The 11416-nt window shown below is 70.6% G+C and carries 10 protein-coding genes; 6 read left to right on the top strand and 4 right to left on the bottom strand.

Annotated features, from left to right (window positions below):
- Together BCY76_RS16270 and BCY76_RS20850 are read right to left on the bottom strand one after the other, a co-directional pair.
- A partial coding sequence (locus BCY76_RS16270) for a helicase-related protein (RefSeq protein WP_442935369.1) occupies nucleotides 1-991 on the bottom strand: 991 nt, incomplete at its 3' end.
- Nucleotides 973-1389, bottom strand: a complete 417-nt coding sequence (locus tag BCY76_RS20850; protein WP_442935368.1) for a DEAD/DEAH box helicase — start codon at nucleotides 1387-1389, stop codon at nucleotides 973-975. The genes BCY76_RS20850 and BCY76_RS16270, both read right to left, overlap by 19 nt.
- Before the next feature lie 352 nt (nucleotides 1390-1741).
- Here BCY76_RS20850 and BCY76_RS16265 point away from each other — a divergent pair, with 352 nt between their 5' ends.
- On the top strand, nucleotides 1742-2869 hold the full coding sequence (locus tag BCY76_RS16265) for an Atu2307/SP_0267 family LLM class monooxygenase (protein WP_083277218.1): 1128 nt from the start codon (nucleotides 1742-1744) through the stop codon (nucleotides 2867-2869).
- A 111-nt stretch (nucleotides 2870-2980) separates the two neighbouring features.
- Entirely contained in the window at nucleotides 2981-4147 is a 1167-nt protein-coding gene (locus BCY76_RS16260; protein WP_083277219.1) for an oligosaccharide repeat unit polymerase, read from the top strand.
- A 35-nt stretch (nucleotides 4148-4182) separates the two neighbouring features.
- On the opposite strand, the gene BCY76_RS16255 is transcribed toward BCY76_RS16260, so the two are convergent.
- Complete coding sequence (locus tag BCY76_RS16255; protein WP_237090234.1) at nucleotides 4183-4752, bottom strand: hypothetical protein; 570 nt, start codon at nucleotides 4750-4752, stop codon at nucleotides 4183-4185.
- 129 nt (nucleotides 4753-4881) lie between these two features.
- Complete coding sequence (locus BCY76_RS16250) at nucleotides 4882-5691, bottom strand: nitrilase-related carbon-nitrogen hydrolase (protein WP_070158517.1); 810 nt, start codon at nucleotides 5689-5691, stop codon at nucleotides 4882-4884.
- A 241-nt stretch (nucleotides 5692-5932) separates the two neighbouring features.
- On the opposite strand from BCY76_RS16250, the gene BCY76_RS16245 reads away from it, so the two are divergent.
- From BCY76_RS16245 to BCY76_RS16230, 4 genes are all read left to right on the top strand, one after another.
- Nucleotides 5933-7279, top strand: coding sequence for an extracellular solute-binding protein (locus BCY76_RS16245; RefSeq protein ID WP_085437922.1), 1347 nt, complete (start codon nucleotides 5933-5935; stop codon nucleotides 7277-7279).
- Complete coding sequence (locus BCY76_RS16240) at nucleotides 7276-8223, top strand: carbohydrate ABC transporter permease (RefSeq protein WP_070158518.1); 948 nt, start codon at nucleotides 7276-7278, stop codon at nucleotides 8221-8223. The genes BCY76_RS16245 and BCY76_RS16240 overlap by 4 nt, the downstream gene beginning before the upstream one ends.
- Nucleotides 8220-9179: a carbohydrate ABC transporter permease gene (locus BCY76_RS16235; protein ID WP_070158519.1), complete on the top strand. Its 960-nt coding sequence runs from the start codon at nucleotides 8220-8222 to the stop codon at nucleotides 9177-9179. The genes BCY76_RS16240 and BCY76_RS16235 overlap by 4 nt, the downstream gene beginning before the upstream one ends.
- An 11-nt stretch (nucleotides 9180-9190) precedes the next feature.
- A partial coding sequence (locus tag BCY76_RS16230; protein WP_139827855.1) for a glycoside hydrolase family 2 TIM barrel-domain containing protein occupies nucleotides 9191-11416 on the top strand: 2226 nt, incomplete at its 3' end.

The raw sequence follows: 11416 nt of genomic DNA, 5'->3' as shown, positions 1-11416 counted from the left end.
CGGGCGCCCTGGGCGGGGCGCGACTCCTGAGGGGAAGCGTGCGAGGGTCCGGACTGGGCGCGGAGCGGCCCCGTCCGCCCGAGCTGCGTCCGCCCGAGTCCCGTGCTCCGGCGCCGAGCCTGCTGGCCGCCACGTCCACCCTGGCCGCCACGTCCGCCGCGACCGTTCTGGCCGCCACGTCCGTTCTGTCGGCCGCGACCGTTCTGGCCGCCGCGTCCGCCCTGCGGGGCGGGCGCCGGCTCCACGGGGGCGGCGATCTCGCCGACAGCTCGGCCACGGCCTCGGAGTCCGGGGACACCCGCTGCGGGGTGACCTTGATGGCGGCCTTCTTCAGCAGCGTCTGGGTGTCCCGGCGCTGTTCGGGCAGCATCACGGTGGCCACGTCGCCGGCGCTGCCGGCGCGGGCGGTGCGGCCGGAGCGGTGCAGGTACGCCTTGTGCTCGGCCGGCGGGTCCACGTGGACCACCAGCTCGATGCCGTCCACGTGCACGCCGCGGGCGGCGACGTCGGTGGCCACCAGCACCTGGACGCCGCCCTGGCCGAAGGCGGCCAGGTTCCGGTCACGCTGGTTCTGGGAGAGGTTGCCGTGCAGGTCCACGGCCGGGATGCCCTGGCCGGTCAGCTGCTTGGCGAGCTTCTTGGCCTGGTGCTTGGTGCGGGTGAACAGGATGCGCTTGCCCGTGCCGGAGGCCAGGGTGCGCACCAGGTCCTTCTTCTCGTCGGGGTCGACCTCGAAGACGTGGTGGGTCATCGCGGAGACGTGCGAGGTGGGGTCGTCCACGGAGTGGAGGATCTGGTTGTGCAGGAACTGGCGGACCAGCTTGTCCACGCCGTTGTCCAGCGTGGCGGAGAAGAACATCCGCTGGCCGTGCTCGGGGGTCTTCTTCAGGATGCGGGTCACGCCGGGCAGGAAGCCGAGGTCGGCCATGTGGTCGGCCTCGTCCAGCACGGTGACCTCGACGGCCTCGAGGCTCAGGGCCTGCTGCTGCAGGAGATCCTCCAGGCGGCCGGGGCAGGCGACGACGACGTCGACGCCGGCGTGAGCGCGTCGACCTGGCGCTTCTGGCTGATGCCGCCGTAGATGGTGGTGGTGCGCATCCCGTAGGCGGCGGCCAGGGGCTGCAGCACGGCGTCGATCTGGGTGGCCAGTTCCCGGGTGGGGGCCAGCACCAGTCCACGGGGGCGGCGCGGACGGCGGCGGGAGGCGGCGTCGTCGGTGCCCAGGCGGGCGATCATCGGGATGGAGAAGGCCAGCGTCTTGCCGGAGCCGGTCTTGCCGCGGCCGAGCACGTCGCGCCCGGCCAGGGTGTCGGGCAGGGTGTCCTGCTGGATGGGGAAGGCGGTGAACTTGCCTTCGGCTGCCAGCGACCGCACGAGGGGGGCGGGCACGCCGAGGTCAGTGAACGTGGTGTGTGACAAAGCGGTGTCGGGGCCTTTCATGGCGCCAGACGGCGGCGGCCCTGCGGTCCGGAGGACGGCGAGCGGCAGCTCTGGCTGAGGGGGCGGGAGCACCGGTCGGTGCTCTCGTTCGCCGCTAGAGAGAGGCTTCTTCGGCCGTGGACCGTGATGGCTCCAGAGGGCGAGGCGTCCTGGCGACGCAGGGAACCCATGAGAGGTTCGCAAGGATTCCCACTGTACCTGCTCGGACCCTGGAACAGCGATTCGTGCGTCTGGCGAGGCGTTCGAGTATGAATTTCAAATTTTGAGGAATGGAGGTGCGGCTCCTGTGGTTGTGCCTGCCATGACCACCTCGAACACTCCCCGCAGCGACCTCCAGGCCAGCGCCGACGTCGGCGGCCCCGACCGCTCCACCGAGCGGCAGGCGCCTCATGTCGAACTGGGACTGCATACCTTCGGCGACGTCACCGAGAGTCCCGACGGCACCCGTCGGCTCTCCCAGCCTGAGGTGCTGCGCAATGTCCTGGCCGAGGCGCGGTTGGCCGACTCGGTCGGCGTCGACGTCTTCGGTGTCGGTGAGCACCACCGTCCCGACTACGCGATCTCCGCACCGGACGTGGTCCTGTCCGCCATCGGTGCCGTCACGGAGCGGATGAAGCTCATCTCCGCGGTGACCGTGCTGTCCTCTGACGATCCGGTGCGTGTCTATCAGCGCTTCGCCACGATCGACGGGCTCACCGGAGGCCGGGCCGAGGTGTCCCTGGGGCGGGGATCGTTCATCGAGTCCTATCCCTTGTTCGGCTACGACCTGTCCGACTACGAGACGCTCTTCGAGGAGAAGGCCGAGCTGTTCACCGCCCTGCGCTCGGAGGGTCCGGTCACCTGGAGCGGCGCCACCCGATCGGGGCTGAAGGCGCAGCGGGTGTTCCCCACCACCGATCACGAGTTCGGCCTGCCCACCTGGGTGGCCGTGGGTGGGACCCCGGCCTCGGTGGTGCGGGCCGCGCGCCTGGGCGCCGGGCTGGAGCTGGCCATCATCGGCGGCGCGCCCGGGCGGTTCGCCCCGCTGGTGGAGCTCTACCACAAGGCCCTGCGCGAGTTCGGGCAGGAGGGTCCGCGGCGCATCGCCGTGCACTCGCACGGCTTCGTGGCCGAGACCGACCAGCAGGCGCGTGACACCTTCTACCCCTCCTGGGCGGACTCCATGGAGAAGCTCGGCGCCGAGCGCGGCTGGGGCACCGGCCGCCCGGGGCGTGACCAGTTCGACCAGGAGGTCGAGCACGGGTCGCTCTACGTCGGCTCTCCGGAGACCGTGGCGGCCAAGATCGTGAAGACCGTGCGGCTGCTCGGTGCCTCCCGCTTCGGCATGAAGTACGGCAACGGGTCCCTGGCGCATGAGCACATGATGCAGGCCGTGGAGCTCTACGGGGCGAAGGTCAGGCCGCTGGTGCTCGAGGCGCTCGGTCGGTGACGCTGATGGTGCCGGAGCGGCGACATCGCTGCCGGCACTCGCTAGGCTCGTAGTCGTGCCCGGCTGACGGGCGCGGACACGACGGCGGCGCACCACCACAGGGAGGCGAGCATGGCCGAGCAGACCCCCGAGGGAGTCTCAGCACGTGACGCGGAGGATCAGGGCGGACAGGACCAGCGCGGGCAGCAGGAGACGTCCAATCAGGGTCAGCGCACGCAGCACGAGGCCGAGCCCTCGGCCGAGGCAGAGGAGAAGCCGACCCTGGCGATCTACTCGGACCCGGGTCGCACCTCGATGCACGTGCGCAGACTCATCGAAGGGCGCACGCCCTGGGGTGAGGACCATGAGATCACCCACCAGCAGCTGCTGCTGCCGCTGCGCTCCGACGGCACCTTGGACCTGGACGAGGTCATCCGTTGGGCGGAGGAGGACGGCAGTGAGATCACGATCGTCGTCACCGAGATCCCCCGGCTGCAGGCCGGGCTGACCAAGAGCGTGGAGCTCGACTTCGAGAGTCAGCTCGCGGTGATCTCCATGGCCAGCCTGGGGCCGGTGGCCGTCATGCACTCGCTGCGCCGCGAGGCGGACCGAGCGGTGGAGGCCCTGGCCCACCGGTCCCTGGAGGAGGCCCGTGCCAAGGGCGGCCACGGCGTCCGGCTGGAGGAGGGCCGGGAGGGCCAGCGGGCCTACATCACGCCGAAGCACTCGCTGCCGGGTCGGGTCTGGATGACCCTGGGCATGGTGGCGAACAACGAGCCGCTGCTGTCCCTGCCGCGGCTCTCCGGCGTCTTCGCGGCGGCCTGCGCCACCGGCGCCTTCGGCATCTTCTACGACTCCATCTGGGACATGGCGATCAGCCTGCCGGGCTGGCGGCTGGCGGTCATCTCCTGCGCCGGGGTCATCTTCCTGGTGCTGTGGCTGATCTCCCGGAACCGACTGTGGGACCGGCCCTCCGCCGTCGGGGGCAAACGCCTGGCGCTGATGTACAACACCTCGACCGTGATCAGCCTGCTGGTCAGCGTGCTCTCGCTGTACGCGCTGCTCTATCTCGGGGTGCTGGTGATCTCCCTGGTGCTCATCGAGCCCGGGTACATGGCCGAGAGCCTGCAGGTGGAGGCGGCCTTCTCCAACTATCGGGACATCGCGTGGCTGGCGGCCTCCCTGGGGACCTTCGCCGGGGCGATCGGCTCCAACTTCGACGCCGATTCGGACCTGCGCAACCTCACGCAGGGGACCCGCGAGCGGCAGCGCTACCCGCGGGACGAGGAGCAGCAGTGAGGCGGGGCCAGGGTCCGCTCAGCTGATCGCCTCGTTCAGGTGATCAGCTGCAGGAAGCCCAGGCCCAGCAGGCCGAAGCCCGCACCCCAGAGGATGACGGAGACCAGCATCCACAGCATGACCGCCTGCCGGGAGGCGCCCAGCGAGACCATCAGCGGCGCGGTCACCTGGGAGGGCAGGGCCAGCGGCCCCAAGATGGAGACCCCCGGCACGCCGAAGCGGTTGAAGATCCGCATCACCCGCTCACGCTTGGCGGTCTTCTTGGTCTCGGCCGCCTCCGGGTCGCGCTTCTTCAGCACCGAGCCGCGCACCCAGTGCGCCGCGTAGACGACCAGAGCCAGGGAGAGCATGTTCCCGACGACGGCGGCGACGATGGCCACGGCCGGGTGGATGCCGGCGAGCACGCCCAGGAACCCGCCGCCGTAGGACTCCACCATGGGGATCGCGGCGATGAGGATGATGCCCAGCCACTGCCAGGCCGGGTGCAGCGCCATCGTCCACGCCTGGAGTCGGCCGTAGAAGCTGTCCTCCGGGACCATGGGGACGGCGGTGTCGGCGACGGCGGCGCCGGCGTGGGTCAGGTCAGCGAGGGCGAGGATGTCCATGGCCCTCATCCTTCCGGACGGGTCGGCGGAGGGCATCATCCTGAAGAAGGATCATCCGGATGATCCGTCATCCGCTCCGCCCGGCGGCTCCCCCGGGTGTTCCGCTCAGCGCTTCACTCAGCGCTTCACTCAGTGATCCGCCCAGCGCCGGTAGAGCTCCGGGCGGCGGTCCCGCAGGTACCAGGGTCCCTCCCGCGCCTCCTCGGGAGAGCGTCCCCCCTGGGCGGGGCCGACCTCGGCGATCAGCAGCTCAGGTCCTGCACCCGCGGAGGCGAGCACCACGCCGTCGGGTCCGGCGACCACGCTGGCGCCGTCGAAGAGCAGCCCGTCCTCCATCCCGGCGTGGTTCGTGTAGGCCACGGTGAGCTGGTTCTCCAGGGCGCGGGCCGGGATCAGCGTGCCGGTGACCCCGGCGAAGCCCCCGGCCAGGGCAGTGGGGACCAGCACGACGTCGGCGCCGCGCCGGGCGAGCTCGCGCACCGTCTCCGGGAACTCGATGTCGTAGCAGACCACCAGCCCCAGCGTCAGGCCGCCGAGCTCCGCCACCGGAGGGGCGTCCTCCCCGGGGACGAATGCGGCCTTCTCCTCGGGCCCGAAGAGGTGGATCTTGGTGTGGACGGCCAGGGTCTCGCCGTCGGGGGAGACCAGGGTGCCCTGGATGGGCCGGGCCTCGGCCGGGCCGTCGCCGGGGAGGCTGTGCACCAGCGCGATCCCCGCCTCGCGGGCGATGGTGGTGAGGCGCTCGCGGGCGTCGAGCACAGCCTCCGGCGTCACCGAGGCGCGGATCAGCGCCGGAGCGTACCCGGTGGCGAAGAGCTCCGGGGTGACCAGCAGCTCGGCGCCGGCGGCGCGCGCACGCTGGGCGGCGTCGGAGATCAGGCCCAGGTTGTGGTCGATGTCGAGCGGGACGGCGGTGTCCTGCAGCAGGGCGATGCGCATGCCTCCAGTGTGCCACCAGGGACCGTCGGGCGGCGCGCCGTGACGCGTGTGCTGTGACGCTTGACACAGCGATTCTGAGCGTTGATAGTTGGTCGGGAATGTTCAGTCCTGTTGGAATCGTGGGGTTGCGGAGGCGACTGTCCAGGGCCGGCCGGCCGGCGTCACCGCCTGACGGCACTGTTCCCTGACGGCACTGTTCCCTGACGGCTCGATCCCCTGAAGCACTGTGAGGTGACCGCTGATGACATCGCTCTCCCGCCGTCAGCTGCTCCGCGGCGGTCTCGGCCTCGGTCTGGGTGCCGGAGCGCTGGCGCTGTCCGGATGTGCGGTGCCCGGCACCACCTCCGTCAACGCCGAGCCCACCCGCCCGCCGGCCGGAGCAGGGGAGACTGTCACCCTCACCTACTGGGCGTGGCTGAAGGACCTCCAGCGGGTGGCCGACATCTGGAACGCCCAGAACCCCCACATCCAGGTGGAGATCGCCTGGATACCCGGCGGCAACGACGGCGGGTACCAGAAGCTCTACAGCGCGCTCGCCGCCGGTGCCGGGCCCGATCTGGCCCAGGTGGAGATGCGCACCATCCCCGAGTTCCTGATGGTCAACGGGCTGGTGGACCTCAGCCGCTATGACGTGGCACAGCACGAGGGCCGCTTCGACCCCACCCTCTGGGGGCAGGTGAGCTTCGCCGGCGGCGTCTATGGGATCCCTCAGGACTCCGGTCCCACTGCCATGTATTACCGCCCCGACCTGCTGGAGGAGGTCGGCGCGGAGCCGCCGCAGACCTGGGAGCAGTGGGCCGAGGTCGCCGCCGAGGTCCGCCAGGCGGGCATGTATATGGACTCCTTCCCGCTGGCGGACACCTCCGTGTTCACCGCTCATGCCATGCAGGCCGGAGCCACCTGGTTCCAGGCGGAGGAGGACGGCTGGGTCATCGACATGGCCGGGGAGCGCACCCTGGAGGTGGCCCGGTTCTTCGACGAGATCGTCGACGACGGCCTGGTCACCACCCAGCATCAGCCTTACAGCCCCGGCTGGTTCGCCGCCGCCGCGAACGACCAGATCGTCTCCCTGGCCTCCGCGAGCTGGGGCGACGCCCTGCTCTCCGGCGTCTCCGGGGCCGAAGGGAGATGGCGGGTCGCCCCGCTGCCCACCTGGCCCACCGGGTACGGCTCCTCGCATCTGGGCGGCTCCTCCACCGCCGTGCTGGCCAACAGCGCCCACCCCCATGAGGCCATGGAGTTCGCCGTCTGGCTCAACTCCAGCCCGGAGGGCATCGACTCGCTGATCGAGAACAGCGGCATCGGCTGGTCCACGAACCCCGATCACATCGGGACGCCGCGGGAGGGGGCCAGCGAGTTCTTCGGCGGGCAGCACTACAACACCGAGGTCTTCGAGCCCGCCGCAGGTGATCAGAACGCGGACTGGCAGTGGTGGCCCATCACGCAGCAGACCTTCAACATCCTCGCCGACGAGTTCCGCGGCAAGGCCCGCGGCGCCTCCCTGGTGGACGCCGTCGTCCGTGCCGAGCAGAGCACCATGGAGGTCTTCGCGACCAAGGGGCTGACCATCCGGAGGGCAGAACGATGAGCACACCCACCACGACGACGGCGGCCCCCGACGTCGCCCGATCGGGTGTCAGGAGGCGTCCGAGCCCCACGGCGGTGGCGCCGTGGATCCTGGTCACCCCGTTCCTGCTGCTGTTCCTCTTCACCTTCGTGCTGCCGATCCTCATGGCGCTCGGGCAGAGCTTCACCCTGGTGGAGCGGGAGGGACTCTTCGGCGAGGAAGGGGTCACCAGCACCTTCGCCTGGTTCGAGAACTACCGGCTGGCCCTGGCCGACGGGCAGTTCATCGCCTCCATCGGACGGATGCTGCTCTTCGGCGTGGTGCAGGTGCCGATCATGATCACCCTGGCCACCGTGCTGGCGCTGCTGCTGGAGTCGGCCTCGGCCCGCTGGCCGGGCTTCTTCCGAGCGGCCTATTTCATGCCCTACGGCGTGCCCGGGGTGTTGGCCACCATCCTGTGGTCCTTCCTCTACGTCCCGGGGCTGAGCCCCATCGTCGACACCGCCCATGCCTGGTTCGGACTGGAGATCGACTTCCTGGGTGCGGGCACCGTGCTGTGGTCCATCGCGAACATCGTGACCTGGACCTACACCGGCTACAACATGCTGATCATCATCGCTCAGCTCAAGGCGATCCCGCCCGAGCTCTACGAGGCCGCGCGCGTGGACGGCGCCGGGCCCGCCCGCCTGGCGTTCAGCATCCAGCTGCCGCTGATCCGCCCCGCCCTGGTGCTGACCACCGTCTTCTCCATCATCGGGACCCTGCAGCTCTTCGCCGAGCCGCAGCTGCTGGCCCAGGTGGCGCCGACCATCGACTCCCAGTACACGCCCAACCTGTCGGCATACACCACCGCGTTCGCCTACAACGACTACACGGTCGCCGCCGCCCAGGCGGTGCTGATCGCCCTGGTGGCGTTCGTGCTGTCCTTCGCCTTCCTCCGGCTGACGAACAGGAGCTCGCGATGACCCCGGCCGCCAGCACCGCCGAGACCGCCGCCGCGAAGGCCCACGAAGCCGACGTCGGGCCCCCTCCGCAGGGCGCCCGCGCAGAGCAGCCCCGCGGCACCGTCGTGCCGGGCGGCCGCGCCCGCGCGGCCCGGACGATCATCGTCACCGGGGTGCTGACCATCGTGGCTCTCTACTTCCTGGTGCCCGTGTACTGGGTGATCGTGGCGGCGTCGAAGACCACCGACGACCTCTTCGGCACCCACGGGTTCCTCTTCGCGGAGAACATCGCCCTGCTCAGCAACCTTAGCCAGGTCCTCAGCTACGACGGCGGCGTCTTCCTCCGCTGGCTGGGCAACTCGCTGCTCTACGCCGGCGTGGGCTCGCTGATCGCCACCTACCTGGCCGCCGCGGCCGGCTACGCCCTGTCGAAGTACGCGTTCCGCGGCCGGAACCTCATCTTCGGCCTCGTGCTCGGCGGAGTGCTGGTGCCCGGCACCGCCACTGCGCTGCCGCTGTTCCTGCTGTTCAGCCAGCTGGGCATGGTCAACACCTACTGGAGCGTGCTGATCCCCTCCCTGGTCTCGCCGTTCGGCCTGTTCCTGTGCCGCATCTATGCCGACGCCACCGTGGACACCTCGCTGATCGAGGCGGCGCGGCTGGACGGGGTGCGGGAGATCCGCATCTTCCACGTCCTCGGCCTGCGGATCATGACCCCGGCGCTGGTGACGGTGTTCCTCTTCCAGCTGGTCGGGATCTGGAACAACTACTTCCTGCCGCTGGTCATGCTCACCGACGAGCGGCTCTTCCCCATCACCCTGGGGCTCAACCATTGGCGCAGCCAGACCGACCGGCTGCCCGAGTTCTACGAACTGACCACCGGCGGGGTGCTGCTGTCCATCATCCCGCTGGCCCTGGCCATGATCGTGCTGCAGCGCTTCTGGCGCGGCGGCCTGACGGAAGGTGCTGTGAAGTGACCTCTGCCCCGATGTCCACCCCGGTGTCCGCTCCCGTGGACCACGTCTCGTACCGGCCCGGCGCCGGTGCCCTGGAGGCTCCGCGGTCCTGGCTGGTGGAGGCCAGCGACGCCGAGAGACGGGACCTCAGCGGTCCCTGGCGGTTCCGCCTCTCTCCCGCCGTGCCGGGGACCCCTGGTGGACACGGTGTGCTGGGGGAGGAGGAGCCGGAGGCCTTCGCCGCCCCGGACTATGACGACGCCGGCTGGGACACCCTCGAGCTGCCCTGCCACTGGGTGCTCGACGGCCGGTACGGCAGTCCCGCCTACACCAATGTGCAGTACCCCTTCCCGGTGGAGCCGCCCCATGTGCCCGACGAGAATCCCACCGGCGACCACCGTCGGCAGATCGAGGTCCCGCAGAGCTGGCTGGACACCGGCCGAGTGCTGCTTCGCTTCGACGGGGTGGAGTCCTTCCTGCAGCTCTGGGTGAACGGGCATCGGATCGGGGAGGCCTTCGGCTCCCGGCTGGCCCATGAGTTCGACGTCACCGACGCCGTCGTCGCCGGCACCAACACGGTGGCGGTGCGGGTGGTGCAGTTCTCCGCCGGCAGCTACCTGGAGGACCAGGACCAGTGGTGGATGCCCGGCATCTTCCGCGAGGTCACCCTGCTGCATCGGCCCGCCGGCGGCATCGACGACGTCTGGCTCACCTCAGACTGTGACCCGGCCACCGGCCGGGGGATCGTCATCCCCGAGATTACGGCGGATCCTTCGGCCTATCCGGTGCGCCTGCAGATCCCTGAGCTGGCGGTGGACGTCCGATGGCAGGCCCCCGAGGAGGTGGCCGCCGTCGTCGTCGGGGGTGAGGAGGTGGGCGAGCAGGCGCAGGTGCGGCCCTGGTCCCCGGAGGAGCCGGTGCTCTACGACGTCCTGGTCTCCTCCGCCTCCGAGACCCTGACGCTGCGCACCGGGTTCCGCCGGGTGGAGATCGACGGCGACCGGCTGCTGGTCAACGGCAGGCCTGTGGTGTTCTCCGGGATGAACCGCCACGAGACCCACCCGGACCGGGGCAGGGTCTTCGACGAGGACCACGCCCGCGAGGACCTGGCGCTGATGAAGCGCCACAACGTCAATGCCATCCGCACCAGCCACTACCCGCCGCATCCGAAGCTGCTGGACCTCGCGGACGAATACGGCCTCTGGGTGGTGCTGGAGTGCGACCTGGAGACCCACGGGTTCGAGGCCGACGGCTGGGTGGACAACCCCAGCGACGACCCCCGCTGGCGGGAGGCCTACCTGGACCGGATCCGCCGCACCGTGGAGCGGGACAAGAACCATCCCTCGATCGTGCTCTGGTCCCTGGGCAACGAGTCCGGCACGGGGGAGAACCTCGCCGCCATGGCCGAATGGGTGCACCGCCGGGACCCCGGACGGCCCGTCCACTACGAAGGCGACTACACCGGGGCCTACACGGACGTGTACTCGCGCATGTACGCGAAGGTCCCAGAGACCGAGTCCATCGCCCGCGACGACGACCTCCGCCCGCTGCTGGGCTGCTCGACCGCCGAGTCCGCCCGGCAGCGGTCCAAGCCGTTCATCCACTGCGAGTACGCCCACGCCATGGGCAACGGCCCCGGAGCGCTGGACGCCTACCGGGAGCTGGTGGACCGCTACGACCGCCTCCACGGCGGGTTCATCTGGGAATGGCGGGACCACGGCATCCGCACCACGACGGCGGACGGTGTGGAGTATTTCGGCTACGGCGGAGACTTCGGCGAGGTGGTCCACGACGGGAACTTCGTCATGGACGGCATGGTCCTCTCCGACCACACGCCCACCCTAGGACTGGCCGAGTACGCCGCCGTCGAGCAGCCCATCCTGCTGGAGCCCGGGGAGGCGGCGCACGCTGCGGGGCAGGTGCGGATCCGCAGCCGGCGCTTCACGGCCGACACCTCGGACCTGCGGCTGCGCTGGGCCGTGGAGCTCGACGGCCGCCCGCTGGCCGACGGCGTCCAGCCCCTGACCGACGACGACGGCGCCCCCGTCCCGGCCGGAGGAGAGGGTCTGCTGACGCTGATCGGTGTGGGCGACCAGCTCGAGGTGCTCCGAGACGCCCCCCGCGAGGCCCCGTGGGGCGAGCTGCACCTGAGCCTCAGCGTCGAGCTGGCCGAGGAGACCTCCTGGGCGCCGGCCGGCCACGTGGTGGCCCGGGCCCAGTGGGAGCTGCCGGACCGGCGCCGCGCATCCCGCAGCGGG

The sequence above is a fragment of the Nesterenkonia sp. PF2B19 genome, from assembly GCF_001758425.2.
Classification (GTDB): Bacteria; Actinomycetota; Actinomycetes; order Actinomycetales; family Micrococcaceae; genus Nesterenkonia; species Nesterenkonia aethiopica.
Note: the sequence above shows the minus strand (reverse complement) of the source record. Positions and strands in the feature narration are given on the sequence as shown.

Bases quoted from the DNA above. Each gene is read 5' to 3' on its own strand.
- BCY76_RS16265 (WP_083277218.1), top strand. From the start codon at position 1,742: ATGACCACCTCGAACACTCCCCGCAGCGACCTCCAGGCCAGCGCCGAC.
- BCY76_RS16255 (WP_237090234.1), bottom strand. From the start codon at position 4,752: ATGGACATCCTCGCCCTCGCTGACCTGACCCACGCCGGCGCCGCCGTC.
- BCY76_RS16240 (WP_070158518.1), top strand. From the start codon at position 7,276: ATGAGCACACCCACCACGACGACGGCGGCCCCCGACGTCGCCCGATCG.
- BCY76_RS16235 (WP_070158519.1), top strand. From the start codon at position 8,220: ATGACCCCGGCCGCCAGCACCGCCGAGACCGCCGCCGCGAAGGCCCAC.
- BCY76_RS16250 (WP_070158517.1), bottom strand. From the start codon at position 5,691: ATGCGCATCGCCCTGCTGCAGGACACCGCCGTCCCGCTCGACATCGAC.
- BCY76_RS16260 (WP_083277219.1), top strand. From the start codon at position 2,981: ATGGCCGAGCAGACCCCCGAGGGAGTCTCAGCACGTGACGCGGAGGAT.
- BCY76_RS16245 (WP_085437922.1), top strand. From the start codon at position 5,933: ATGACATCGCTCTCCCGCCGTCAGCTGCTCCGCGGCGGTCTCGGCCTC.